28 protein-coding genes are annotated in these 25,906 nt (G+C 59.3%); 8 read left to right on the forward strand and 20 right to left on the reverse strand.

Annotation, left to right across the window (positions count from 1 at the left end; all coding sequences use genetic code 11):
• Positions 1 to 7: 7 nt before the first annotated feature.
• The 10 genes from ACR0EF_RS04675 to ACR0EF_RS04720 all read right to left on the reverse strand — a co-directional run bounded on the left by ACR0EF_RS04675 (position 8) and on the right by ACR0EF_RS04720 (position 8,544).
• The gene (locus ACR0EF_RS04675; RefSeq protein WP_170371180.1) at positions 8 to 277 is read right to left on the reverse strand and encodes a hypothetical protein; all 270 of its coding nucleotides are present in this window, start codon (positions 275 to 277) and stop codon (positions 8 to 10) included.
• Positions 274 to 864, reverse strand: coding sequence for a TetR/AcrR family transcriptional regulator (locus ACR0EF_RS04680; RefSeq protein WP_170371179.1), 591 nt, complete (start codon positions 862 to 864; stop codon positions 274 to 276). Before ACR0EF_RS04680 ends, ACR0EF_RS04675 begins: the two co-directional genes overlap by 4 nt.
• A gap of 152 nt (positions 865 to 1,016) precedes the next feature.
• Positions 1,017 to 2,111 (reverse strand): glycosyltransferase family 4 protein, encoded by a 1,095-nt coding sequence (locus tag ACR0EF_RS04685; protein WP_480771316.1) that lies wholly within the window; start codon positions 2,109 to 2,111, stop codon positions 1,017 to 1,019.
• Positions 2,112 to 2,264: 153 nt separating this feature from the next.
• On the reverse strand, positions 2,265 to 2,909 hold the full coding sequence (gene otnC / locus ACR0EF_RS04690) for a 3-oxo-tetronate 4-phosphate decarboxylase (protein ID WP_170371177.1): 645 nt from the start codon (positions 2,907 to 2,909) through the stop codon (positions 2,265 to 2,267).
• The gene (gene otnK / locus ACR0EF_RS04695; protein WP_170371176.1) at positions 2,906 to 4,135 is read right to left on the reverse strand and encodes a 3-oxo-tetronate kinase; all 1,230 of its coding nucleotides are present in this window, start codon (positions 4,133 to 4,135) and stop codon (positions 2,906 to 2,908) included. Before otnK ends, otnC begins: the two co-directional genes overlap by 4 nt.
• Entirely contained in the window at positions 4,132 to 4,929 is a 798-nt protein-coding gene (locus ACR0EF_RS04700; RefSeq protein ID WP_170371175.1) for an N-acyl homoserine lactonase family protein, read from the reverse strand. The genes otnK and ACR0EF_RS04700 overlap by 4 nt, the downstream gene beginning before the upstream one ends.
• Positions 4,926 to 5,213 carry a putative quinol monooxygenase gene (locus ACR0EF_RS04705; protein WP_170371174.1) on the reverse strand — a complete coding sequence of 96 codons (288 nt, stop codon included), beginning with the start codon at positions 5,211 to 5,213 and terminating at the stop codon, positions 4,926 to 4,928. Before ACR0EF_RS04705 ends, ACR0EF_RS04700 begins: the two co-directional genes overlap by 4 nt.
• On the reverse strand, positions 5,213 to 6,724 hold the full coding sequence (locus ACR0EF_RS04710) for a tripartite tricarboxylate transporter permease (protein ID WP_170357619.1): 1,512 nt from the start codon (positions 6,722 to 6,724) through the stop codon (positions 5,213 to 5,215). The genes ACR0EF_RS04705 and ACR0EF_RS04710 overlap by 1 nt, the downstream gene beginning before the upstream one ends.
• Before the next feature lie 4 nt (positions 6,725 to 6,728).
• On the reverse strand, positions 6,729 to 7,478 hold the full coding sequence (locus tag ACR0EF_RS04715) for a hypothetical protein (RefSeq protein ID WP_170371173.1): 750 nt from the start codon (positions 7,476 to 7,478) through the stop codon (positions 6,729 to 6,731).
• A gap of 58 nt (positions 7,479 to 7,536) precedes the next feature.
• Entirely contained in the window at positions 7,537 to 8,544 is a 1,008-nt protein-coding gene (locus ACR0EF_RS04720; RefSeq protein WP_170357621.1) for a Bug family tripartite tricarboxylate transporter substrate binding protein, read from the reverse strand.
• A 131-nt stretch (positions 8,545 to 8,675) separates the two neighbouring features.
• Between ACR0EF_RS04720 and ACR0EF_RS04725 the strand changes: the two genes are divergently transcribed.
• The 6 genes from ACR0EF_RS04725 (at position 8,676) to ACR0EF_RS04750 (ending at position 13,995) form a co-directional block, all read left to right on the forward strand.
• Positions 8,676 to 9,767, forward strand: a complete 1,092-nt coding sequence (locus ACR0EF_RS04725; RefSeq protein WP_170371172.1) for an isocitrate/isopropylmalate dehydrogenase family protein — start codon at positions 8,676 to 8,678, stop codon at positions 9,765 to 9,767.
• Positions 9,764 to 10,795, forward strand: a complete 1,032-nt coding sequence (locus ACR0EF_RS04730; protein WP_170371171.1) for a Gfo/Idh/MocA family protein — start codon at positions 9,764 to 9,766, stop codon at positions 10,793 to 10,795. Before ACR0EF_RS04725 ends, ACR0EF_RS04730 begins: the two co-directional genes overlap by 4 nt.
• Positions 10,792 to 11,469, forward strand: a complete 678-nt coding sequence (locus ACR0EF_RS04735) for a GntR family transcriptional regulator (RefSeq protein WP_170357624.1) — start codon at positions 10,792 to 10,794, stop codon at positions 11,467 to 11,469. Before ACR0EF_RS04730 ends, ACR0EF_RS04735 begins: the two co-directional genes overlap by 4 nt.
• 75 nt (positions 11,470 to 11,544) lie before the next feature.
• Positions 11,545 to 12,438: a glycosyltransferase family 25 protein gene (locus ACR0EF_RS04740; protein WP_170371170.1), complete on the forward strand. Its 894-nt coding sequence runs from the start codon at positions 11,545 to 11,547 to the stop codon at positions 12,436 to 12,438.
• A 133-nt stretch (positions 12,439 to 12,571) separates the two neighbouring features.
• Entirely contained in the window at positions 12,572 to 12,940 is a 369-nt protein-coding gene (locus tag ACR0EF_RS04745; RefSeq protein ID WP_170338900.1) for a group I truncated hemoglobin, read from the forward strand.
• A complete protein-coding gene (locus ACR0EF_RS04750; RefSeq protein WP_170371169.1) occupies positions 12,937 to 13,995 on the forward strand; it encodes an adenylate/guanylate cyclase domain-containing protein in 1,059 nt (352 codons plus the stop codon). Before ACR0EF_RS04745 ends, ACR0EF_RS04750 begins: the two co-directional genes overlap by 4 nt.
• Positions 13,996 to 13,998: 3 nt before the next feature.
• On the opposite strand, the gene ACR0EF_RS04755 is transcribed toward ACR0EF_RS04750, so the two are convergent.
• From ACR0EF_RS04755 to guaA, 9 genes are all read right to left on the reverse strand, one after another.
• Complete coding sequence (locus ACR0EF_RS04755) at positions 13,999 to 14,613, reverse strand: TetR/AcrR family transcriptional regulator (protein ID WP_093961897.1); 615 nt, start codon at positions 14,611 to 14,613, stop codon at positions 13,999 to 14,001.
• Positions 14,614 to 14,736: 123 nt separating this feature from the next.
• On the reverse strand, positions 14,737 to 15,606 hold the full coding sequence (gene ppk2 / locus ACR0EF_RS04760; RefSeq protein ID WP_170357627.1) for a polyphosphate kinase 2: 870 nt from the start codon (positions 15,604 to 15,606) through the stop codon (positions 14,737 to 14,739).
• 49 nt (positions 15,607 to 15,655) lie between these two features.
• Positions 15,656 to 16,555: an alpha/beta fold hydrolase gene (locus ACR0EF_RS04765; protein WP_254433905.1), complete on the reverse strand. Its 900-nt coding sequence runs from the start codon at positions 16,553 to 16,555 to the stop codon at positions 15,656 to 15,658.
• A 43-nt stretch (positions 16,556 to 16,598) separates the two neighbouring features.
• The gene (gene metA / locus ACR0EF_RS04770) at positions 16,599 to 17,516 is read right to left on the reverse strand and encodes a homoserine O-acetyltransferase MetA (RefSeq protein WP_093961900.1); all 918 of its coding nucleotides are present in this window, start codon (positions 17,514 to 17,516) and stop codon (positions 16,599 to 16,601) included.
• Between the two features lie 37 nt (positions 17,517 to 17,553).
• Positions 17,554 to 18,426: an ATPase gene (locus tag ACR0EF_RS04775; RefSeq protein WP_170339449.1), complete on the reverse strand. Its 873-nt coding sequence runs from the start codon at positions 18,424 to 18,426 to the stop codon at positions 17,554 to 17,556.
• A gap of 49 nt (positions 18,427 to 18,475) precedes the next feature.
• Positions 18,476 to 19,372, reverse strand: coding sequence for a DMT family transporter (locus tag ACR0EF_RS04780; protein ID WP_170367009.1), 897 nt, complete (start codon positions 19,370 to 19,372; stop codon positions 18,476 to 18,478).
• A 130-nt stretch (positions 19,373 to 19,502) separates the two neighbouring features.
• Positions 19,503 to 20,639 carry an OmpP1/FadL family transporter gene (locus tag ACR0EF_RS04785; RefSeq protein ID WP_170339445.1) on the reverse strand — a complete coding sequence of 379 codons (1,137 nt, stop codon included), beginning with the start codon at positions 20,637 to 20,639 and terminating at the stop codon, positions 19,503 to 19,505.
• Between the two features lie 142 nt (positions 20,640 to 20,781).
• Positions 20,782 to 21,687, reverse strand: coding sequence for a DMT family transporter (locus tag ACR0EF_RS04790; protein ID WP_170371167.1), 906 nt, complete (start codon positions 21,685 to 21,687; stop codon positions 20,782 to 20,784).
• Between the two features lie 98 nt (positions 21,688 to 21,785).
• On the reverse strand, positions 21,786 to 23,345 hold the full coding sequence (gene guaA / locus ACR0EF_RS04795; protein WP_170339441.1) for a glutamine-hydrolyzing GMP synthase: 1,560 nt from the start codon (positions 23,343 to 23,345) through the stop codon (positions 21,786 to 21,788).
• Positions 23,346 to 23,427: 82 nt separating this feature from the next.
• Between guaA and ACR0EF_RS04800 the strand changes: the two genes are divergently transcribed.
• Positions 23,428 to 23,865 carry a GNAT family N-acetyltransferase gene (locus tag ACR0EF_RS04800; protein WP_170371166.1) on the forward strand — a complete coding sequence of 146 codons (438 nt, stop codon included), beginning with the start codon at positions 23,428 to 23,430 and terminating at the stop codon, positions 23,863 to 23,865.
• A 140-nt stretch (positions 23,866 to 24,005) separates the two neighbouring features.
• The gene (locus ACR0EF_RS04805; RefSeq protein ID WP_170371165.1) at positions 24,006 to 25,550 is read left to right on the forward strand and encodes a trimethylamine methyltransferase family protein; all 1,545 of its coding nucleotides are present in this window, start codon (positions 24,006 to 24,008) and stop codon (positions 25,548 to 25,550) included.
• On the opposite strand, the gene ACR0EF_RS04810 is transcribed toward ACR0EF_RS04805, so the two are convergent.
• A complete protein-coding gene (locus tag ACR0EF_RS04810) occupies positions 25,543 to 25,851 on the reverse strand; it encodes a DUF6477 family protein (RefSeq protein WP_093961906.1) in 309 nt (102 codons plus the stop codon). The two genes, ACR0EF_RS04805 and ACR0EF_RS04810, sit on opposite strands and share 8 nt — an antisense overlap.
• Positions 25,852 to 25,906 lie beyond the last annotated feature (55 nt).

The raw sequence follows: 25,906 nt of genomic DNA on the forward strand, positions 1-25,906 counted from the left end.
AAACCACTCAGACCAGCCAGGCCGGATAGACGGCCGGTGCGATGTCGGCGGTAACCATCAGGCCGCCGAAGACCACCCAAAGAACAGTAACGGTCCAGAACAAGAGTGGATCGGCTTCGCGGTTGACGGTATCGATCAGGAAAGCTTGGCCGCTGCGGATCGATGGTACGGCCCACCAGAGAAATACCAGCCCCCAGGGCCACTGGAGCCCCAGCCATGTGGCCACCAAAAGAACGGGTAGGGCTGCGTAGTTGATCAGTCTGGGAAGATTGATCATGCGTCACCCTCCAAGCTTGCAAACAACGCCAGCGCTGCCGCTTTCAGATCGTCGCGCCACTGAACTGGCGGTGAAATCGGGGCAAGCGCGTCGATGTTTTGAGCGCAAGCCGTTACTCCATGGGCGACTGCCCGAATGCGTTCGGGAGGTGCCGATGGATACGCGCGGGCCAGAATGCCTTCGACAACGGCCAGAAAGTCGGAATAGCTTTGGGTCAGTTTGGGGCCCAGGTCAGGAATGCGTTCGGCGGCGGCAGCCAAAGCCTGCCAAGCCAGCATCAGCCGGGGATCATGGCCGTGCCCGTCGTCAAACAGGGCATCAATCAACTCAGATGGCTCACCCTGCGACCCGAATTGAACCGAGACCGCCTCTGTAACTTCGGCAAAAGCGTTGATCACGTGGTCTGCCAATGCCGCCGTCATGTCATCCCGGTTTCCCAAGTAGTGGCGCAACAATGGCCGCTTGACACCAGCCTCTGCCGCGATGCGTTCTTGTGTTGCGCCTTCCAATCCGAAACGGGCCACACAGGTCAGGTAGGCATCGAGTATTTCAGCGGATCGTTGGTCTTTGAGCGTAGGCCGGGGCATTGGGGTTCCTTTATTGTCATCTTTGACAAATAACTGTGGCGCGTAAGTTGTCAATAATGAAAATTAACAGAGCGGGGTTGAGGGCAGGCCAAAATCAGCCTGTCCCTACGCAGGATTTGGCATGATGGGATGGTCGTCGGTGTCAGGTCTCGTCAGATCATACGACCGTTTCGCGCAACTGCGTCCGCGACGACGTTCTCCCACGCGGAGTAGACCCTCTCTGGAGAAAGAAGCGCCCTTAACTCATCGGATTCGTTTGCCATTCCTGCGCGGGCCGTCGGGTCATGGATCAGACGAATGGCGGCTTCTGCCAGTCCGGTGACGTCGCCGGTCGGCACCAGATAGCCATTTCGTCCGTGGCGGATGAATTCGGACGGACCATAGTCACAATCGAATGAGACGACCGGGATCCCACTGACGACAGCTTCGGCGACAACATTGTGAAACCCTTCATACAGCGAAGACCCAACCACGATATCGGCGTCGTTGGCCCAGTCGCCGACCCGGGCCGTGTTGCCAGGCAAATGAACGCAGCCCTCAAGACCCAGAGACTTGCGCAATTGCTCGAGTGCGGGACGCTCGGGACCTTCACCGTAGATCGTCAGGGTGGTCCATGGGCACTCGCCATGGATCCTGGCCATGGTTTCCAGAAGAAGGTGAAAACCTTTCTGCGGCACCAGGCGACCGACCGAGACCAGGTGACGCGCTTTTTCGGAGTTCGATACCTGCGCGCGTGTGAAAGGCTCGATCGGGTTCGGTATGACCCGACCGCGACGGCGGAGCGGGCCGGGCAGATCCGCCAGACCTTGTTGCGTCAATGCAACGACAGCCTTCGACCTTCGGCCCAGAACGGATTGCAGTCGCGCCCATCCGGGGTGTGCGTCCTGCAGACGTGGGTTGTTCCGTTCCGAAATGATGACCGGCAGCTTGGAGTCCAGTGTGGCGATCAGGGTAATTACATTCACTTTGGTCAGAAACGAAATCACGACATCGGGTCGTAGTTCGCGAATGACAGAACGGACGTGCGTGATCCTATTGAACTGTCCGCGCCTGCCGGACAGCGCGCTGGTCCGCACTTTTTCGTTCATCGAAAAATAGGGACCGTTTTCAGGCATGCTGAACGCCGTTGCGTGAACCTCGCAACCGCGTTCTACGAAATGGTTCGACAACATGGCGATGACTTTTTCCGCACCACCCGGACCGAACCCTGCCTGCACAAAAAGCAGCTTTAGACCATTCAACGACACAGTCCCCCGCCGAAAATGGTAATTTACGCAGGGTAATTGAGCAAGCTTGAGATGATTATTGTCAGAAATGGACGCAAAAGCTGGCGACAATATCCGAAATCCGGCCGATTGGATCGCAAAGCGTGTTGTCAGAGCAGCGGGTGTTCGAACCGGCTACTTGCTGTGGCCTGTCATGTCGTACAGGGCTGAAATTTGTTCGGCGCTTAGCTGGCGAGGGTTCAGTCCTCGGGTCAACAGGGCGAGTTTTGCGGTTTCCTCCAGTTCCTCCATTGCGAAACTGGCCGCCCAGATGTCTTTGCCGGCAACCACAGGGCCGTGATTGGCCAGCAGCACCGCGCTGCGCTGTCCGGCCAGTCCCCGGACCGCATTGCCCATTTCAGGGTCGCCGGGCAGGAAGAATGGCAGCAATTTCACCCGACCGACCCGCATGATTGAATACGGGGTCAGCGGCGGCAGAACGTCCTCGGGGTCAACTTCGGGAAGCATGGACCAGGCCACCGAATGCGTCGAGTGGAGGTGGACCACAGCCCCGGTCTGCTGCCTTGTGTCGTAGAAGGCCGAGTGCAGTGGGACTTCCTTGGTCGGCAAGTCGCCATCAATGTGCTGAAACCTGGCATCCAGATGGCTGATCCGTGCCGGGTCGAGAAACCCCATCGAACTGCCGGTCGGCGTAACCAGGATCGTTCCGTCGGACAGCCGGGCCGAGATGTTGCCCGACGCACCGCAGGTCAGCCCCCGATCGAACATCGACTTTGCAAGCAGACAGATTTCTTCCCGTAGCTTCGCCGCCTCGCTCATTGTTGCCGCTCCATTCTGTTCAAGGCGTCCGCAAAGAAATCGGGGCCGCCGAAATTGCCCGATTTCAGCGCCAGTGCAACGGACGGGGTTCCGGGCAGGAGTACCATGGGAACGCCGGCGGCCAAGCGGGGGCCGATCTGCAACTGCTTTGCGCGCAGGCCCTGGACGACCGCGCCCGAAGTCTCACCCCCTGCAATGACCATCCGGCGGAAGCCCGCGGCCCGCAGGCTGCGAGAGAGATCGGAGAACAGGTTTTCGATCGCGGCAGATGCCTTTTCCTTGCCGAAGGAGTCCTGTGCTTGCCTCACGACTTGTGGATCGGCCGAAGAGTAGATCAGCGGCGGTTGCTTCTGCTCGAGCGCCCAGTTGACCAATTCTTCCACCGAGATCGAGCCGCTGACCGCGTCCCGCGCGGTGACCTCGCGGTGTGGGGCGATGTCCCGGTAGCGCGCGACTTGCTCTCGGGTGGCGCGACTGCAGGATCCTGACAGCACAATGCCGGGTCCGGACACGCCGTCCCACTGTGGGTGTCGCGGTTTGAAGCCAAAATTTTCTGGCAACCCAAGCGCGATCCCGGACCCGCCGCAAAGGAGCAGGGTATCGCGGGCAGCCTTGCCGATTTCCAGCAGGTCTGCGTCGCGGATCGCGTCGACAATCGTATGACCTTTGGCAGGCAGGGCAGACTGAATGGCTGCAACCCCCTGCATGACCAACAAGGCGGCCACATGATGGACCGGACGGGCGGACTGAGCGGCCAGCAGACGCCGGAGATCAGGGTCGGTCATCGGAGTCAGTGGATGGTTCTGCATGCCGCTTTCATTCAACAGCTTGTCCTGCACGAACAGGTGCCCTTGGTAAACACTGCGCCCATTTTCGGGAAAAGCCGGGCAGACGATCGTGGTCGGAGCGTTCAGCCTTTCCGTCAGCGCATCCAGAACCGGACCGATATTGCCCTTTGCGGTGCTGTCGAAGGTCGAACAGACCTTGAAGACGATTTGCTGCGCACCTTGGGATAGCAGCCAGTCACAGGCTGCCAGACTGTCGCGCACCGCCTCGTCAACCGGGGCCGTGCGCGATTTGAGCGCAACCACGGCCGCATCAAGATCCTGGTCCGTGTGGCCCGTTGGGATGCCAACAAACTGGCTGACGCGCATGCCGCCCTCAGCGAGGGTCAGGCCAATGTCGGATGCGCCGGTGAAATCATCGGCAATGACTCCGATCTTCATAGTTTGATCTCTCTGATTGGCCCCGTGTCCAAACGGTTGATGTGGTCGGCTGGTCCCGGGGCAAAAACGGACCGGACCAGCGGATCGTGGCCTGGGATGATCAGGCCAGGGGCAGACGCGAGGCTTTGCAGCTTGTCAAAGCCGTCCAGCATGTCCTGCAGGTCGACCACAATGGGAAATGGTTTTCGGGCCATGAAGTTCTCGTAGTAATGCGATGCGTCCGACGCCAAAACCATCCAGCCGCTGGCAGTCCGGACCCGTACGCATTGCAGCCCGCGGGAGTGGCCGCCGATGCAGTGGACCGTGACACCGTCGGCCAACTCGGCGTCGCCGTCGTGGAAAACCACTTTGCCGGAATAAAGCCGCTTGACCGCCTCGCAGATATGACCGGCCGAAAATGGCGCGCGCAGAGTGTCGTGGCACATGCAGGGACCCGTGGCAAAGGCCATCTCGGCCGACTGCATATGCAACGTGGCGTTTGGAAACAGGTGCAGACCCCCTGCGTGGTCATAGTGCAGGTGCGTGACGATCACTTGCTGAATGGCCTCTGGCGCGATCCCGAAAGGCAGCAAGGCTTCACGCGGATCCATGGCAATAGGCCGTCCGCGGCTCAGCCCTTCGTCGGTGTCATACCCGGTATCCACCAGAATGACCTGCGTGCCGCGCCTGAGCAGCCACAGGTAGTAGTCCATGGCATGAGGGGCCGCGTGATCGTCATCCAAAATGAAGCTGTCAGCGCGGGTGCGGGCATTTCTGTCCGCATATTTGATGGCATAGACTTCCCAGTCGTTCATCGCATGACCTCGGAGAACGTGTTGACCTGCTTTCGGACCACCATATCCGAAACCGCCAGATCAAATGTCTTGAAATGCGGACTGTCCAAGTGGATCCTGAACGCGTCGGCGTTCGCGTAGATCTCATACAGAAAAACGATGGCCGGATCGTCGCCTGCGCAGACGTCGAATTGCAGACACCCGGGTTCGTCGCCCAACGACGTGCGCGCGTTGTCCAGCATCAGAGGCAGGAAACGCTCGCGTATCCCGGGCTTCAACTCGAAGGTTACGGTGACGGCATACATCAGGCGGGCGCTCCTTTCAGGCGGGCGAACAGGCGTTTGACCGGAGGCAATTGGCTGAGGATCAGCGCCAGGTTCAACACCAGCAGAATTGCTGCTCCGGGTCGAGAAACAAATACTGACAGATCACCATCCGACAGGAACAGTGACCGGCGGAATGTCTCGTCGAACAACCCGCCAAGGATGACGCCGATGACCAGTGGCGCAATCGGATATTTCATCAGGTTCATGAAATACGCCACGAAGCCGACCCCCAGCATCAGGTAAAGGTCATTGATGCCGCCACCCACACTGAATGAACCAATCGTGGTCAGAACCATCACGACGGGCAAGAAAACAGTTTGCGGGATTTTGAGAATCTTGATGAAGACCCGCGCGGTGAAAAGGCCCATCAGGAACATCGTCAACGATGCCAGCACCAGGATGGCCACGACCCGCAGGATGATTTCGGGGTCGATCGTGGGGCCGGGGATGACGTTGTTGATTTTGAACGCCCCCAGCAGCGCGGCCGCGGGTGGCGAGCCGGGGATGCCCAGTACCAACAGCGGGATCAGTGCGCCGCCGATGCAGGCGTTGTTGGCGGTCTCCGAACACAAAAGCCCGTCCAGTGAACCTTTGCCGAAGTTCTTACCATCCTTCGAAACGGTTTTGCCGACACCGTAGCTGACCCATCCGGCAACATCCTCGCCGACGCCCGGCAGGGCACCAACGCCGGTGCCGATCACGCCGGACCTGCCGATGGTGGGCAGGTGACGGCGAACCGTCGAGAGATTTGGCAGGATCGAGCCTTTCAGAGCCATGACCTTGCCGGCTTCGACATGGCGCAGGCCTTCGATGATCTGAGGGATCGCGAAGGCCCCCATGAGAACGGGCACCACCTGGAACCCGCTCAGCATGTAGGACCAGCCGAAAGTGTAGCGGGGTTCGGACAGCAAGGGGTCAAGTCCGACCATGGCCATGGCAAGCCCGATCAGACCGGATATCCACCCTTTGAGTACCAGGTCCTCGCTCATGAGCGTGCCAGACAGAAGGATACCGAACAGGGCCAGTAGCGCCTTTTCCGGGCTTGCGATGTTCTTTGAAACAAGCAGCAGTGCCCAGACGAAGATCAGGAGCGTGAGTGTGCCGATAATGGTCCCGATGAAACTGGCCGTCGTCGTCAATCCAAGCGCCTCACCTCCGCGTCCGGCCTTGGCAAGCGGGTGACCGTCCATTGCGGTGGCAGCGCTGGCGGCGGTGCCTGGGATGTTCAGCAGGATCGAGGGATAGGACCCGCCGTAAATCGCCCCCACATATGCGCCCAGCAGTGCGATCAAAGAGTAATCCAGCGGGATCTTGTTGCCGAAGAATCCGGTCAGAATGGTCACGGCAAGGGTCGCGGTCAGGCCGGGCAGGGCACCGAATGTTATGCCCAGAAAGACCGAAAAAACCAGATAGAGATAGGTCAGCGGATCGGCGACCAGCGCAGCGAAGGCATGGCCGAAGCCCGCCAGCTGAGACAAGACGAACTCCATGGTCTTAGCCTTTCCAGATCGGGCGGAGCGTCACGTAGTAGTGGTACTCGATTTGTTGAAACAGCAGGCCACCACGGGCCGGAACATTCTGGCGAAATCCGAAGGCCATGGCGCAAACAAGAATAAGTGGGGCGAGGACGGCAATGTAGGGAACGACCCGCAAAAGCCGCTCGGACCGGGCTTTGATCAAAACCGGGATCGTCAGGGCAACCCAAATGCCCAACGTGATCCAGTCGTCCGCATGGGCGTTCCAGTCGGCTTGAGCAGGGTAGAGCAACCAGGATGTGAACCCAGCCAGGCAAACGGCGCCGCAGGCGATCATCGCGCGCCGCGGGTGCCCACCGTAATACCCAAATATGAGAGCGGTAATCAGAAGGCCGGAACAAAGAGTGAAATCGACGCGCGGGACCAGCCCGCCCACATAAGCCAGAAGGATCAGGCCAATGGTGGAAAACCGAAATGCTTCGTCAGGGTTCCAGCCGATGCCAGCCGCACCAAGGGCGTGCCGCGCCCCGCCGGACCGGACCGAGATCACGAACAGCACCGTCGAGAGGCACAACAGGCCCACAAAGATGAACAACGGAACAATGGCTGCTGAGTCGTACCATTGGGTACCGCTGACCCCCGCCTTGTTTTCACCCCACAAGGGGATGTTCATGGTCTTCCACAGAAAGAACACCGATGTCGCCCCCAAAACCAGCGACGCCCAGAAATCCCGTGCGCGCAGGACCAGAATGTCCTCAGCCTTTTCCAACTTTGCCCTCCCGTGCAAAAAAGGGGCGCGGAACCGCGCCCCCAAGATCGTTTGTCGCTCAGGGCTTCTCGATGCCCAGAGAGGCCGGATCGACGGTCGTCGCACCCAAATCTTGCAGGGTGTATGCAAAGGTGGATTCCAACGTCGAGAACAGCTTCTGCGCCTCGGGTCCGTACTGTCCGCCGATGTCATAATTGTTTGCCGCGGCCCAATCGGCCACGGCCTGCGAGGCCATGGCTTTCTGGAATGCTTCGGCCAGTTTTGCCTTTACATCGTCGCTTGCCGAATTGTGGACCGCAAAGCCGATTGCCTGCTTCAGCGGCAAATATTGGTCGAGCCCGTCATAGATGCCAAAGGCCGAAGGAACGGTCATTCCCGCGATTTCCGCGTTTTCAGGTGTCAGCATCGCCAGCGGGCGCAACTGTCCGCCTTCGATCAGCGGGGCCTGTTCCGCCAGCGAGGTCACGACCAGCGCAACTTCACCGGCGATGGCGGCCTCTTGCCCCGGAGCTGAGCCTTTGTAGGGGACGAATTTGAACTCGGCGCCCGAGCCCTTTTCAATGGCCAGCAGGTTCAGGTGGTGGATGGATCCCGCACCCGAGGCTGCCGCGGGGATGGTTCCGGGCGCGGCCTTCGCCGCGTCCACCAGCTCTTCAAGGCTGTTGTAGGGGCTGTCGGCGGGAACCGAGATCAAATCAGGCGAGCCGCCAACGATGAACGGATACCAGTAGTCGAACTTTTTGTCCCAGCCGCCCTGGACGGCGGCGGTCACGTTCGATTCGGAAAGTCCCACCAACGTATAGCCGTCATCAGGCTGGTTCATGACGTAGACCATTCCGTTTGAACCCGCCACGCCTCCGGTCTGGTTGATCACGTTGATCGACACCGGCAAATGTTTCTCCATCTCGGCCATGATCATCCGGTTGATGGTGTCGGTACCGCCTCCGGCGCCCCAGACGACGGCGGTGGTAATGTCCCGGTACGGATATTCCTGTGCGCTGACGAGCCCTGCGGCACCTGCCGACATTAGGGCGGCCGCTGCCAACCTTGCGATTTTCGACTTCATCTTTTCCTCCCAGATGCAGTGATGTGTTTGTTGTTGCATTTAATTGCGTATACGTTACACAATGCGTTGTCAACGACCGGAATTGATTTAAGGTCGAACGCAAGAACACAGGAAAAGGACGCAGGGCGCAGATGGCCGAGAGACTAGAGATTGCAGTGTTCCACGGGGACGGGATCGGCCCGGAAATCATGGCTCCGACGCTAAGCATCCTTGCGCAGCTGTCGGAGCAGACCGAGGACTATACACTTGAGTTTCGGGAGGTTCCGGCCGGGGCAGCCCACTATGCGCAAACCGGAGAATCATTTCCGAAAACGTCAATGGATGCGGCGCGGCAGGCAGATGCCATTCTACTGTCCGCGATGGGTTTGCCGGACGTTCGGTACCCGGATGGGACCGAGATTTCACCTCAGATCGACCTCCGCAAGGCGCTGGGGCTGTTTGCCGGCGTGCGCCCTGTGCGGGTGAGAGCTGGGCAAGCAACACCGTTGGCCCTGCCGCCTGGCAAGGAAATTGACTTTGTTCTGATCCGCGAAAGCACTGAGGGGTTGTTTCACACCCAGGGGTGCGGAGAAGTGACCGAGGACGAGGCGCGCGAGACGCTGCTGATCACCCGAGAGGTCTGCGAAAAGCTGTTTCGGTTTACCTTCCAGTTGGCGCATGACCGAAAGGCATCCGGGCAGGGTCGGGGTCGTGTCACCTGTGTGGACAAGGCCAACGTCTTCCGTGCCTTTGCATTCTTTCGGGATCTGTTCGATGCCGAGGCTGAGCGTCACCCGGATTTGGTTGCGGATCATGCCTATGTGGATGCAACGGCCTTGTGGATGGTTCAGAAGCCTTGGGAATTTGATGTTCTTGTCACGGAAAACATGTTCGGAGACATCCTGTCTGACCTTGGGGCCGGTCTGATGGGAGGGCTGGGGCTGGCGCCCTCGGCTGACATTGGTCTGGATCATGCGGTGTTCCAGCCCTGTCACGGATCCGCCCCTGACATTGCCGGGGAAGGCATCGCCAATCCGTTTGCCATGCTCCAGTCGGCGGCGATGATGCTGGAATGGCTTGGGTTGCGGCATCAAAACCCCGCGTTGTCGCGCGATGGGCAACGGCTGCACGCGGCAGTCGACGGCGTCGTATCCGAGGGCCGAATTCTGACCCGTGATCTTGGCGGAGAAGCCGACACGCTGGCCGCAGCGCGGGCGGTGGCGGACAGGGTGTTTTCGGCGTGAGCAGCCAGCAGTTCATTCGTGTCGCCTGTGTCGGCGCCGGCTATTTCAGCCAGTTCCACTATGGCAGCTGGCGCCGCATACCGCAGGCTCAACTGGTCGCCGCATGTGATCGCGATCTCGAGAAGGCGGCCGCCACTGGGTTGCCTGCCTATGATGATCTGCCGTCGATGCTGGCCCGGGAATCTCCCCAGCTGTTGGACATAATCCTGCCGCCTGAGGGTCATGCCGACGCAATTCGTGCCGCGCTGGACGCAGGTGTGAGTTGGATCCTGTGCCAAAAACCGTTTTGTCGATCTCTGGCAGAAGCAGAGGCTGTTCTGCAGGATGCTCGGGATGCCGGAGCCAGCGTCGTTGTCCACGAGAATTTTCGCTTTCAGCCGTGGTATCGGGTGATGAAGGACGCCCTGACACGCGGGGATATCGGGACGCCGTTGCAGGCCACGTTCCGGTTGCGCCCGGGCGACGGGCAGGGGCCGCGCGCCTATCTTGATCGGCAACCCTATTTTCAGGAAATGCCGCGTTTTTTGATCCACGAAACGGCGGTGCATTGGGTCGATACGTTCCGGTTCTTGTTCGGCAAGCCAGTCTCGGTTTACGCGGATCTGCGGCGGATAAACCCGGTCATTGCCGGAGAGGACGCAGGCTATGTCATCTTTGAGTTCGAAAACGGCTTGAGGGCCGTATTCGATGGCAACCGGAACCTGGATCATGCCTCGGACAATCTGCGCCGCACCATGGGGGAGGCCCTGATCGAAGGCACTGGCGGAACACTGACGATGGATGGCTTTGGCGCCGTTGGGCTGCGGGAATTCGGCAGCCAGAGCAGAGAGCAGTTGCTTGCACCCGATAAATGGGAGGGCTTTGGCGGCGATTGCGTGCACGCATTGCAGCAGCATGTCATATCCGGTCTTCTAAATGGAACGCATTTGGAAAATACTGGCCCGGACTATCTGGACGTTATCCGCATTGAACAGGCGATCTACAGATCTGATGCGGAGGGCAGGAAAATCGTTTTGGAGGCCGAATGAAAAACGAGACCGGCAAGGCTCTCTCGAATACTCAACGCGCGGTGCGGGACTTGCGGCGGATGATCCTGACCGGAGAGTTGGCCGCCGGCACCGACCATCTGGAAACCGAACTGGCCGAGCAGTTGGGGATGTCGCGCACGCCGGTTCGCGAAGCAGCGCTTATGTTGGAAAGCAAGGGCCTGCTGGAAATGCGGCCGCGCAAAGGGGTGCGGATCCTGCCGGTATCTCCGGATGACATGCGCGAGATCTATGACATTCTGACCGAGTTGGAGAGCCTTGCAGCCGAACGCGCGGCCCAGGCCGGATTTTCCGAGCAAGACCTTCAGCCGTTGGCGGACTCGATCGCCCAAATGGATCGCGCCATAGGTGACGAAGACCTGGAGGCATGGGCCAAGGCCGACGACCTGTTCCACCGCGAGCTTGTCCGATTGGGTGGCAACCGGCGGGTGGAAAGCATCGTGTCCATGATGAGCGACCAGGTCCGCAGGGCGCGGGCCTCGACCCTGTTCATCCGCCCGTTGCCGGTCAAATCGAACGAGGATCACCGTGCGGTCTATACCGCAATCCGCGACGGCAAACCTGACGTGGCGCGCGACCGGCATCGCCAGCACCGGCTGCATGCCAAATCCGTCATCATCGACATTTTGGAAAAGCATCGGCTGAACAAGCTGTAGCCAGTCAGTTCGCTCATCCCGCTGGCCGTAGATCTGCCGGCGGTGCAATCTGGACTTCCAGTCCCAACTGGGGATATGGCCAATAAAGCGGCGCGCGATGCGAAAGGACTTCCGGTGCAGATAACCCAGCAGATGGCAGGCGACAGCGTCTATTACATCAATCTGGACCGTGTGCCCGAGCGCCGGGCGTTCATGGAGGCGCAGTTTCTGAAGGCGGGCCTTGTGGGTGCACATAGGATCAGTGCGACGGATGCCAGTCAGCCAAGCGCGTTGGGGCAAAACGGATATGTCGCGGGAACGGGAACGCGCTGGGGTTTGACGACCAGCGAAATCGCCTGTTTCGAAAGCCATAGATCGGTTTGGCAGCGGATCGCCGATCGGAACCTTCCAGCCGCTGTCGTCTTTGAGGATGATGTGGAAATGTCCTCTGACGCTGGCCGGGTGATCACCGAAGTGCTGAACCACCCGGAAGCCTATGATTGCGTCAAATTGGATTACTCGCCCCGGTCACTGCGCTTTGGGCCGGAGACCGGGATCGGAAATGCCCGCGTGCGCCCAATGTTGGAAATGGCGCCAAGTGCGGCGGCCTATGTTCTGTCACAGGCAGGCTGCCGCAAATTGTTGGCCTGGTCGCAGAGATATTCGGACCATCTCGATGACTTTCTGTCCTTGCCGCGCAGGGATTGGAACATGTTTCAGTGCTTTCCGGCCGTTGGTGTCCAGATGATCTGGTCGGGACGGCAGGAGCAGATCGACGAACCGGTCAAAAGCAGCGAACGAACCCAAAGCGCAGCCACAAACAGCGGATTGGACAAGGGCCCCACGTGGTTTCGGCTGCGGCGCGAGCTTCAGTCGGCCGGCCGAAAACTGAAATGGAAGCTGGGCGGTCAGGCGCGGCTTCTCCAGCGCGGCGGCATGGTGGACTTCATTCCCTGTGCCGACGATCTGATCGTGCGCCCTTGGTCCTGAAGTCTTTGTGCCAGTGGTGAAAAACCAAGCGGTTCCAACCATCGGCGCCAGTCGCAAAGTGCATAAACGTTAACAAAACTCTCGATTTGATATAACCTCGCAGTGTTATTGCGCGATTTGTTGGGGTTTTGGTGTGGGGCAAACGATTTACGAGAAATACGGCGGGTTCAAAACCATCAGCCGGATCGTGATGACATTTTACGAAATGGCATTGGAATCGGATGAGATCGGAGGCTACTTCGAAGATATCGACATGCCACGGTTGATTGATCACCAAACCAAATTCGTTTCGTCTCTGGTGGGTGGTCCCGCGTCTTTCAGTGATGATCGGATCGAGGCCGTGCATCGGCACCTCAACATCAGCCACGATGATTTCGACGAGATGGCTACGCTGTTCGGCGAAGCCCTTTCAATTCATGGAATGACCGAAGATGACGTGCAGGTCGCGCTGGCTGCGATCGAAGGCAAAAGGGCGATCATCGTTGCCCGGGATGCGGCATGAGCATCCTGGCCATCAACGAGCATCTGCTGCGTGCCATCGGGGTCGGTGTAGCGGTATTGCGGGCCTCGGACCTGACCTTCGTGTTCCACAATGGTCCATTTGCCGAATGGTTCGGCAAACCCGAGCCCGGCCAGACACTTATGGATATATTGCCGGATCTCGACCAGCGCGAACTGGATGACGTCAAACAATCGGGCCTGCGATACTCGGCCGAGCTGCAGATGAAGCCCAAGCGCCGCACGCTGATCTTCGCGGTGACGATTTCCTTGGCCAACGGGATGGATGAGCAGGTTCTGGTTGTCGAATGTCAGAACATAACGAAAATTCGTGAGCTGGAAAGCATGATCGACAGCTATTCGACCATGGTCGAGCGCAACACCCGCGAGTTGGAAAGAGAAAAAGAAAGGGTCGAACGGCTTTTGCTGAACCTGATGCCGCGTGCGGTTTATGAGGAGTTCAAAACCTTCGGCGTAGTGACGCCTCAGCTGTATGATCAGGTTTCCGTGGTCATGCTGGATTTCGTCGGCTTTACGGATTTTGCGGCAAAAACCGACCCTACGGTCACCCTCAGTGAGTTGAATGACATCTTCACCGCCTTCGACCGGATCGTCGAACAGTTCGGGTGTGAACGGATCAAGACGATCGGAGACGCTTATCTTGCGGTCTCAGGCATGCCCGACGCCACGCCTGACCATGCCACGGCGGTTGCGCATTGTGCGGTCCGATTTCTGCGGTATCTGGAACGGCGCAATGAAAGTCATCCGCACAAATGGCAGGCCCGGATCGGGCTTGGCATGGGGCCGGCCGTTGGGTCCGTGGTAGGGATCCAGAAATACGTCTATGACGTTTTTGGACCGGCCGTGAACATCGCATCGCGGTTGCAGGTCTTTGCGAACCCCATGAACATCGTTGCCCCCGAAGAGATGAAATATGCGCTGATCGATGAATTCCAGGTCTCGGACTTGGGTCCGGTCGACATCAAGGGGATGGGCATGATGGATCTGATCAATGTCACCTCACGGCTGAACGCACCGCATGCCAGCCGGATGTTTTGACGGTCATTCGTCGGGCGGAACCAGCCCCAACCCTCTGAGGTAAATGCCGATCCCGGATTCCAGAAGGTCTTCGGGCGGGAACGGCGAACTGGCCCCCGCATTGCGGGCATAAAGCTCGACTACACCATGGCTCATCGCCCAGATATGCGCGCTGAACATAGACGCCGGTGGTCGCTTTTCCGGCGGAATGTGTTCTGAAAGATCGGCCGCAGCCATTTCCAGAACCTCCTTTGCACGGTTGGCGGCCAGCGCCAGCTCGGGCGTCCGGTTGACCGAGATTCCGCTTTCGAACATCGAGATGTAATGGCCGGGATGCTTGCGCGCAAACGCCAGATATGCGCGCCCGGTCGCTTCGAAAGCGGCCAGCGCCGAGGGCTGCCCCTTGTCATAGGCATACTGCATGAGGTCCGCGAACATCTCGAACCCCTGACGGGCCGCCTCGGCGATCAGATCCTCGCGACCCTGATAGTGTCGGTAAACCGCGGCTGGGGTGACGCCGGCCCGTTTTGCGGCCTCAGACAATGTGAAGCCGGTCGGACCTTTTTCTTCGATCAGCGAGAGGGCGGCGTCGATCAGCGCCTGTTTCAGATTTCCATGGTGATAGCCGCGTTTGGTCATTCCGACGGCACCTGCCTGTGGTTGCGTGCTCTTTTACCAACCAGACATAATGCACGCGGCGCAGCAGGTCCAATCCCCGGGGCATGATCGGAGGGGCCACCGCTTGACCAAAGGCGCCCTAGACTACGCATCCCAGATTTCCGGTCCGCCACAAATCATCGGGTCGGGCTCTCCAACGGCTTCGGCGTCCTTTTCGTCATAGTCCAAGGTCGACAATACCGCCCGGATTGCCGCAAGCCGGGCGCGCTTCTTGTCGTCCGAACGGATGATCGTCCAAGGGCACAGATCGGAATGGGAGCGTGTCAGAGTTTCGGAAATCGACTGCGTGTATTCATCCCATTTGCCCAGACCGGCGATGTCGATAGGGCTCAGTTTCCATTGTTTCAGCGGGTCATTCTCGCGCGCGAGAAACCGATTGAGCTGTTCTGCGCGTCCGACGTTGAGCCAGAACTTGAAAAGGTGAATGCCGTCATGCACAAGCCCGATCTCCAGCGGCATGACTTGCCTGAAGAAGCGTTCCCGCTGGTCTGCGGTACAGAATCCAAAGACGTTTTCGACGACCCCCCGGTTGTACCAGCTGCGATCGAAGAAAACGATCTCGCCGGCTGATGGCAGGTGCTGGATGTACCGCTGGAAATACCATTGGCTGCGCTCGGCGTCGGAGGGTTTGCTGAGGGCGACATTGCGGGCGCCACGCGGGTTCAGGTTTTCCCGGAATCGCTTGATCGTACCGCCTTTGCCTGCTGCATCCCGGCCCTCGAACACGATCGCGATGCGTTGTCCGGTTTCCTTGACCCATGCCTGCATCTTGACCAGTTCGATCTGCAGGGCCTCCATCTGATTGTCATAGTCCTTGCGCTTCATCCTCTCCTGATATGGGTAGCTGGGGTTGAGGATGTCGCCTTTTTCAGCGTCTTCGATGGCCTTTCGCACGCTCTCGGGAGCGTCGTTCCGAAAGTAGCTGTTGATTGCTCGGTCCGCTGCACGGGTCATGAGTTGCCTCGCCATAAAATCCAGTTTCTACTATGGATTACGGGCGGGGTTAACGCAAACCCGCTCGTTCCGCGGCACGTTCGACCGCAGCAGCAACTTCTGGAGCGTCCACCACCTGCGGCATGTGCCCCATGCCTTCAAGTTCAATCAGCTCAGCGCCGGGGATTTGTTCGATCAGCCGCTCGGAATGCCAGCCCAGACCAACTGTCGTATCTGCCGTACCATGCACGATTTCGGTGGGCACCGATATCTCAGGGTAGCGCGGTTGCAGTTCGGCAACTTCGTCCAGGAGGTTGGCCCGTTGTTTTGCGTTGGCATGCATCGACGACCGGCGGAGCGTCAGGGCCGGGCCAAAATGCTCGGCATAGCCTTCGGGTGCGGTCTGGGGGGCAAAGACCGTATCCAGGGCCTTGTTGACGTACCAGTCCGGAACGTAGGCGGTGATCAACGGCAGGACGAGAGCATTTCCCCAGGAGGTCGAGGCAATGCGGTTGAAGGAATCGAGCGGAGTTTCCCATGGCACTGCGGCCGGGGCGATCAGGACCAGAGCCGAGATGTTGTCAGGTCGCGTCACAGCCCAGGCCAGTGATACCGACCCGCCATAGCTTTGGCCGGCGACGATGGGTTTGTCGGCCCCCAGCATCGCGGCAGCTTTCTGCAGGATTTCTGCCTGCTCAACGATGGTTTCGCCATCCGCCGAGAAGCTCTGAGAATAGCCCAGCCCCGGCCGGTCGAATACAATGACCCGAAAGGACTTTGCCAGCAACGGCGCCAGAGCAAACGTCATGTCCCGGGTATTGCCGCTGGACCCGTGGATCAGGACGACATCCGGGCCTTCGCCCATGACGACGGCATGTACAGCAACGCCGTCGACATCCAATACCTGACCCTCTGGCGGAAACGCGGCCTCGGCCCGGGCCTCATGGCGTGCGGCAAGCCAAGCCGTCAAAGCCGCAAAAAGGGCCGCAAACAGGCCCAAGTATATCAACGACTTAATGACCAATTTTCGTCATGTCGAAAGGAGTGGTCTGGTAGATCTCGTTGATCCAGTTCCCATACAGCAGATGCGCATGGCTACGCCACCGGTTCTGAGGCGTGCGGGACGGGTCATCGTCGGGATAATAGTTGATGGGCACGTTGATCGGAGTGCCATTGGCCACGTCCCGGTCGTATTCCTGTTTCAGGGTGTCACTGTCGTATTCGAAGTGATTGAAGATATACAGCGCCCGGTTCTGCCGATCTTCAACAAGACACGGACCGACCTCGTCGCTGCCCAGAAGGGTCACAAGCCCTTCGGCAGCGTCGATTTCATCCTGACGGACTTCGGTCCAGCGACTGACCGGGATCACGCAGTCATCCGAGAAGCCTCGCAGGAAAGGCGAGGCCGGTGACAGGTTCCGATGCCGGAAACACCCAAACGCCTTGGCGTCCAACATATACTTTTTGACGCCATGAAAGTGATAGATCATCGCCATACCACCCCAGCACACGCCGAAGGTCGAATGCACATTGGTTCGGGTCCATTCGAAAACCTCGGTCAGTTCGTCCCAATAGGTGACGTCCTGAAACTCCAGATGCTCGATGGGGGCGCCGGTGATGATCAGGCCGTCAAATTTCTGGTCCTTCACGTCCTGAAAGGGGCGGTAGAACTCTTCCATGTGTTCGGCCGCGGTGTTTTTGGTCTGATGCTCGGTCATGCGGATCAGGGACAACTCGATCTGCAGAGGCGTCGCGCCGATCAATCGGGCAAACTGGTTTTCGGTCTGGATTTTCTTCGGCATCAGGTTCAGCAACCCGATCTTCAGGGGCCGGATGTCCTGCCGTGCGGCCTGATCCTCGGCCATGACCATGACGCCCTCTTTCGTCAGAACGTCAAAGGCCGGGAGGTCGGACGGAATCTTGATAGGCATGAGGCGGGTTTTTCCAGTTTCTTCTGAAGCGTTCTAGTTAGGACGCCGCGGCGCGGGTCTCAAGTGTGCTCTCGATCAACTCATCGAAATCACGCGCATCCCGCACCTTTCCGATTGCGTCGGCGGTAACAGTGACCCCCCAATTCTCAGCCATGGATTGGTATCTGGGCTGTCGGTGGGCCAGGGCGCGGGCATAGGTCCAGCGGATGAAGTCGTCGGGATTGACCTCTGCCTCGGCGCAGCCGTGCTGATCAAGGTATTCCTGCCAGGTGCGCGTGAGGAAATCGGCCTGATACGACATCGGTTTGGGAGCCTTGTCGAACCGTCGGATCAGTTCGGCGGTGTGATCGTCGTCACCCTTGATCCAGACCATCAAGGTCTGGCGCGACAGTTCCGACAGGACGTGGTCGGAAGGGTTGTCAGGGTCCACCCATTCGCAGATTGACCCGCCGGTGTCACAGATAAAATGCGGGTACCCGTACAGACGCTGAGCGCGGTCAATGAAAAATTCGGTGTCCAGCAGAGCGTGGATTTCGGCCTGCCGGAACTGCTCTTGTCTACGCCGATATTCCGGCATCGCCAGCCCACCCAAGGCCGGGTTTCCGGGCTTGCCCAGATAGGCGGCGACCGGCGTCAAGTTTTCGAACGAAATGTTGGAACCGATATAGATCGAGTCAGAGAGCAGCAGATCCCGCAGAAAGGGAACCTTCATTGCCTCAGCCTTGGCGTTGTCGGTGATGTATTCACCCATGTAACGCGTGCCAATTCGATAATCGATCGAGTAGTGGAACCAGTCGCCCGAGTCGCGAAGGATGTTCGACACGTAAGTCTTGCCCAAGCCGGACATGCCGAAAAACAGCACCTTTTTGCGCGCCGCTTCGCGCCAGTCCTTTGCCGAGCTGTAGATCATGTGCAACCGTCCCTTGTTTTGTCCTAGCTAAATCGGCCCGGCGATGGCGTCAATCTCGGCTGCGGGATCGGCTTAGGATCAATAGCCCCAATGCAAGGATCGCAAAGCCGATGAAGGCATTCGGGGCAAGGGTTTCGTGCCGGACATAGGCGCCCAGCAGAATGGCGACCGGAGGGATGATCAGGGTGACCAGCAGCAGGTTGCCGCTGCCGGCTGCGGCCAGAACCCTGTAGTACAGCAAGTAGGCCCCAGCCGTAGCGACGAGTGCGTAATAAGCTACGGCGAGCCAAGTTGTCATAGGCAAGTCGAACGACGGCACACCGTCGACGACCAGCATTACCGGCAGCATGACGATGGTTGACCCGCTCAGCATTCCCGCCGCCGCAACCTGCGGCGCCAGGCCTGACAAGCGCAAACGGGCCCAGACAGCCGCCAGCGCATAGGATACGGTCCCCGCCAAAATGGCCAACTGAGCAGCGCTTTGAAGGCTGAACCCAAGGAAATTGTGCAATCCGATTGCGGTGGAAACTCCGCCAAAGCCAAGCGCAACGCCCACGGCTCGACGTTTGGTCAGTCGCTCGTCGGGAAAGAACGCAGCAGCAACCAGAACACCGAAGATTGCCGTGGCAGCGTTCAAGATCGAGGTCAGACCGGTGTCGACATACAATTGGCCCCAGGCCATCAGCGAGAAGGGCAATACGTTGTTCAACAGACCCATGACCAGAAAAGCGCCCCAAATACGCGGGTCCCTCGGTATCGTTTCTCGGCGGAGGAGAACGACGGCCCAAAGCGCAAGCGCGGCCCAGAAAACGCGATGAAACACGGCCGTCATCACAGGTATCGTGTCCAGTGCGACGCGGATCGCCAGGAAGGACGCGCCCCAGATCAGTCCAAGAAGAATGAGCTCGAACCAAGCAAGGGCGGAGAGGGATTTTTGTTGCGTCATGGCTATTTCTTGCATGTTTCTGTTTGCCTCACGCGGAATACTTGCATTCGGCAATTCGGTAAGCGACCCGGATCATGCGAAAAACCCCGCCACAAGGGCGGGGTTTTCCAATTCTGTATGAGCGTATCCCTTAGTTCAGGGCGTAGGTCACCTGAATACCAACGCTCCACGCGCTGTTTCCAGAGAAGTTCGCCCGCGCCCCGGGGCCAGCACCGTCAGCGGTTGCGTCGCCCAGATCGGTATAGCGAACGCCGCCCGAAATCTTGGCGCGTTCCATCGAGTAGGTGCCGCCAAGGCCGATGCTCCAGAACCCGTCGGTCGGACCCAGGTTGGAAACGGGCTCATTGGTTGCCGATTCATAGCCAAGGGTCACAGCGCCCGAGAATTGTTCGGAGAACTGGTAGCCAAGACCCAGCGAATAGGTCCAGGTCGGATCGTCATAGTCCACCAGCGCGCTGGTCGGCGGATAGTTCGGGGGATCGTAAACCGTTTGCGGCCAATCGACCCAGCGGATCGATCCGAACAGCAATGTCTTGGGGGCAACGCCGGTCTGGAAGTCCAGGTTCACCGATTGCGGAGAAACGACCTCGCTGGAAGTGTCGAATGTCGCCACGGTTCCAGGCGGGATCGGCGGGATCGGGATTGGGTTCACCGACTCCGTTTGCGACAGGTCATGGGAAATTTTCGAGTTGTAGGTCAGCGCCACGCGCGCTGCGATCTCGGGCTTTTCCCAAGCCACACCTACGACGTAACCCAGCGCGGTATCCTTGTCGGCATTCACCTCGTAACCAGCCGCCGCCGGCACGGCAACGTCAGCGCTGAGCCGCTGAATACGCAGACCACCGATGGCGCTGAAGCCGCCGTCGAACTTGTAGCGCAACAAGGCAGTAATTGCCTCTGTGTCGGCTTTCGCGCGCAGAACGTCAGTGCGACCGCCCGGGATCGGGTTCTGCGAGAGCGGGTAGTTCGAACCGTAGGCGATATCGGCACCGAACGGTTCGTCATAGATCAGCGCAAAGTCGAGTTGGTCGGTGAAGGCGTGCTTGTACGCGAGATGAGGCGAGAAGAAGTCGTTTGCAACGTTGCCCGAGTCAACGCCCAGCATCGTGCCGCTTACGCTTGGGTTGGTGTAGCCCAGGCGAAACTGTACGACGGAACCTTCCTCAAAGATAATGTTGATGCCTTGCCCACTACGGTCGATACCGCCGGCATGAGCGGCGGTCGCCCCTGCACAGAGCACGCACGCCTGTAACAGCGCTTTCTTCATGTATTCCTCCCTTTTCACTATCCGGCGCCACAGTATTGTCTTGTGAGTGTCAGTGGCGGTGATTTCTGTGACCATTATTCACGGGGAGTTTAAAAAAACGTCAACCACTGACCATACGTTAGTTTCTGCCAGTGACCGAACGTCAGTTTTTGTGTGTGGTTTTTGCCAGAGTGCCCGATCCCGCGCGGCCTTCGGACCAGACATTCAGGAATATGCCCGAGAAAATCACGACGGCGCCCAGCATGGTCCACTGATCCAGGGGTTCGTGATACAGCAGCATCCCAACAATGGCGATCGTCGGCAGGCGCGCGAAATCAAAGGGAATAACGACCGTGGCCGGAGCGATGGCAAGCGCGTTTGTAATGCAGAAATGGGCCAGCAGGCCGGCCAGCCCGACCAGCAACAACAGGGGCACGCTTTGAGCGGTTGGCAGAACGATCTGCCCGTCCGCTCCGGCAACAGCAAGACCCATTGCGGCCTGCATCGTAGTCAGCCAGAAAACGATGCATCCGATGCTGGCGAACCCTGTCAGTTTCTTCGTCGAAATCGTTGTAAGCGCAAAGAAAACAGCCGAGGAGGCCGCTGCAAGAACACCGGGCGTGAGCGGTGTGGCTCCGGGTCGGGCGACGATCAATATGCCTGCGAAACCTATGATTGCCGACATGACCCGTGTGGGGGTCAGGCGCTCGCCCAGCAGAAGCGGAGACAGGAGTACGACCCATATCGGTTGCGTAAATTCCAACGCAAAAACCTGCGCCAGCGGGATGACGCTGACAGCGTAGAACCACAGGTTTTGGCCCGCAAAATGCAACGAGTTTCGAACCGCGTGCAGACCCAGACGTTGTGTCGATACCTGGTGCCATTTGCCGGTTGCCGTCAAAACGGCCGAAACGACGATGACGCCGACAATGCTGCGGTACATCATGATTTCAAACGTGTCGTGCGTCAGGCTAAGCTCGCGCCCGGCAACGGCCATTGACGAGAAAGAAGCGATCGCCCCGGTCATCCACAGCGCGGTTTTGGCAATCATCGATTTGCTATCGCGCATGTTTCGATCCTTGGGCTGAGCGTGCGTTTGGCCACCGAACCAAAACCGACGCCGGTTCACAACAACAAAAAAGCCGGGTCAGCGCCCGGCTTTTGGTGTCATTCCCATTCGATCGTGCCCGGAGGCTTGGAGGTGATGTCATAGGTGCAACGGTTGATGCCCTTGACCTCGTTGATGATCCGGGTGGCGGTTTCGCCCAGGAATTCGTGGGTGAACGGGTAGTAATCGGCCGTCATTCCATCAACCGAGGTCACCGCCCGCAAGGCGCAGGCATAGTCATAGGTGCGCCCGTCGCCCATCACGCCGACTGTGCGCACCGGAAGGATCGCGACGAAGGCCTGCCAGATCTCGTCATACAGGCCGTGCTTGCGGATCTGGTCGATATAGATCGCGTCGGCCTCGCGCAGGATTTCCAGCTTTTCGCGGGTGATCTCGCCCGGGCAGCGGATGGCCAGACCCGGTCCGGGGAAGGGGTGGCGGCCGATAAAGCTGGGCGGCAGGCCCAGTTCACGGCCCAGCGCGCGCACTTCGTCCTTGAACAGTTCACGCAGCGGCTCGACCAGTTTCAGGCCCATCTTTTCGGGCAGGCCGCCGACGTTGTGATGCGATTTGATCGTGACTGACGGGCCGCCGGAAAACGACACCGATTCAATGACATCGGGGTACAGCGTGCCCTGGGCCAGGAACTCGGCGCCCTCGATCGTGTCGGCGTGTTTCTGGAACACGTCGATGAACAGCTTGCCGATGATCTTGCGCTTGGTCTCGGGGTCCGAGACGCCCTCTAGCTCGCCCAAGAACAGCTCGCTTTCATCTGCGTGGATCAGTTGGATGTTGTAGTTGTCGCGGAACATCGAGACGACTTCCTGCGCCTCGTTCTTGCGCAGCAGGCCGTGATCGACGAAGACGCAGGTCAGCTGGTCGCCGATCGCCTCGTGGATCAGGATCGCCGCGACCGAGCTGTCGACGCCGCCCGACAGACCGCAGATCACCTTCTTGTCGCCGACCTGTTCGCGGATCTTGCGGATCATCTCGTCGCGATAGGCGCCCATGGTCCAGTCGCCCTTGAACCCGGCCAGTTTCACGAAATTCTCGTACAGTTTTGCGCCCTTGGGGGTGTGGTGCACCTCGGGGTGGAACTGCACGGCATAGAAATGACGGCTGGTATCGGCGGTGATCGCGAAAGGCGCGTTGGGCGAGGTGCCGAACACCTCGAACCCCGGTGCGATTTGGCTCACATGATCACCGTGGCTCATCCAGACCTGTTCGTCGCCATCGGTGAACCAGCCCTCGAGCAGGTCGAGCTTGCCGCGCGGCGTCACGAAAGCCCGCCCGAACTCGGCGGTGCCGTGGCCGCTTTCGACCTTGCCGCCCAGCTGGTGCATCATGACCTGCTGGCCATAGCAGATGCCCAGGATCGGAACGCCATACTCGAATATCTCTTGCGGGACGCGCGGTGATCCCTCGCGGGTCACGCTGTCCGGCCCGCCGGAAAAGATGATGGCGCGCGGGGCCATGTCCCGCACGAAATCCATCGTGACGTTCTGGTAGGGGTGGATTTCGCAATAGACGTTCAACTCGCGCAGGCGGCGGGCGATCAGCTGCGTTACCTGGCTGCCGAAGTCGATGATCAGAAGGCGGTCATGGGATGTCTCGGTCATACCCGGCCTTTAGGTCGGAAGCCTTGCATGTGCAAGCGCCTTGACGTCATTTGGCGGGAAAGAGTGACGCGGAGCGCATTGAATGACCGGAATTTCGCTCAGAAGGGCTGTGGCAACCGATGCGGAGCCCATCCGCCGATGTATCGAAGCGGCCTATGCCGCAGCGCGCCAGTCCATTCCCGACCTGCCGGATGTGACCGAGGGGGTCGAGGAGGACATTCGCGACCGGAACGTCGTTGTGGCCGTGGATGAAACATCCCTGCAGGGTGTCGTGGTTTTTGGTTTCGAAAGAGAAACCGCGATGATCTTCAATCTGGCCGTTTCACCGGATGCGCAAGGGCGGGGCATTGCTCGTCGGCTGGTCGATTTCGTCGCGACAGAGGCTCGCGAAAACGGAGTTCGGAACATGCGCCTGACAACCCACCGCCTGATGACGGGCACCCGCGCGATGTACCGCCATCTTGGGTGGCAGGAGACCGAGCACGAGGGGAACAAGGTTTATTTCAGCAAGCCAACCTGACGCCCCGTAAGGCCTGTTGCTGGTGCTGGACAGCGCGGAATATGTCGCTTTTCCCCCTATTGCGCCGGAATCCACATCTGGTGAAGTCGCGGCATCTTGTAACAAGCAATCCAATCTAAACTTTCACACGGGATCATCTCATGACAGAGGCAAGCACCCGACGCAGAGCGCGTGGTGGCGGAGGCGCCGCCCGCCGGGCCGAGCGTACCGCGGTTCGGATCGAAACGGCGAAGTATATCGAACGCAACATTCCGAACTTCGAGATCCTCAATGACGAAGCGTTGGAGATCATCGAGGCCAATGCGGAAACCGTGCTGGAGGAGGTCGGCGTCAATTTCGTCGACAACCCTGCGGCGCTGGAACGATGGCGCGATGCCGGGGCCGTCATCGATGGTGAGCGCGTTCGCATTCCGCGAGGTCTGGCCCGCGAACTGATCAAGACCGCGCCCAAGGAATTCACGCAGCACGCGCGCAACCCCGAAAAATCGGTGGTAATCGGCGGGCGCAACCTTGTGCTGGCGCCGGTCTACGGACCGCCTTTCGTGCGGGACGCACAGGGTGGCCGCCGCTATGCCACGATGGACGATTTCAACAAGTTCGTGAAACTGGCCTACATGTCCAAGTGGCTGCACCACTCGGGCGGCACGGTCTGCGAACCGACGGACGTTCCGGTGAACAAGCGGCACCTCGACATGCTGATGGCGCATATGACGCTGTCGGACAAACCCTTCATGGGGTCGGTAACCGATCCCAGCCGGGCGCAGGATTCGGTCGAGATGTGCGAAATCCTGTTCGGCAAGGAGTTCGTGCAGGAAAACACCGTGATGACCTCGCTCACCAACATCAACTCGCCGATGACGTTCGACGACGTGATGATGGGGTCGCTGGAAGTCTATGCGCGCAACAATCAGGCCTGCATCATCTCGCCCTTCATCGTGGGCGGCGCGATGGCCCCGGTTTCGGTTGCTGGTACTCTGACGCAGGTGCTGGCCGAGGTGCTGGCCGGCATCGCCTACAGCCAGATCATCCGCCCGGGTGCACCGGCCATTTTTGGCGCATTCGTGTCGTCGATCGACATGAACTCTGGTGCACCGACTTTCGGCACGCCCGAAGCCGCGCACATCACCTATGGCGCCGGTCAGTTGGCGCGCCGTTTGGGTGTTCCATACCGCTCGGCCGGGTCGTTCTGCGGGTCCAAGCTTCCGGACGCGCAGGCGGCTTACGAGACTGCGAATTCGCTGAACATGGGTCTGCTGTCAGGCGTCAACTTCATGTTGCATGCATGTGGCTGGCTCGAAGGCGGTCTGGTTGCGGACTTCGAAAAATTCGTCATGGATGCCGATCAGTTGGGAGCGCTTCATGCGTTGGCCAAAGGGGTGGCCTATGATGAAAACGCGCAGGCCATGGACGCGATTCGTGAGGTGGGGCCGGGTGGTCACTATCTTGGTTGTGCGCACACCCAGGCCAATTTCCAAAGCGCCTTCTGGAAGACCGACCTGCTGGACTACAAACCCTTTGAAACATGGGAAGAAGAGGGTGCGCGGGACACGCGCATGCTGGCCTCGGCCCGGGTCGAGCATCTGCTGGCCAACTACCAGCAACCGCAACTCGACCCGGAAAAACTGGCGGCACTAACCGCCTATGTCGAGGAAAAGAAAGCGTCCATGCCCGACGCCTTCACTTGACGACATGAAGTTCCGGGGCGCGGCTGGCTTGATGCAGTCGCGCCTCACCAATCAAAGCGATCAGTAGGTCCAGGTGGCGAACCAGCGAATACGCGGCGTCGCCCGAGCGTCGTTGGTCGTCGACGCTCCGCTCCATCTCCAACAGTCGCATCAAGGCCGCTCCGGTTCCCGGTAGCGCGCCATAGCCAAACAGGCGCTGCAAGTGGCGGTCACGGTCGTATTCCTGTGCTCCGACCTTGGCTGCCCGAGACAGCAGCCGCGGGCGGCGGAGGGCGGTGATCATAGTCATCAGGTCCTGCATTTCGGCGTTCCTCTGTTCAATTTTGCCTGCAGCAATTTTGCACAACCCAAGCGGG

The organism is Ruegeria sp. CG8, assembly GCF_056537165.1.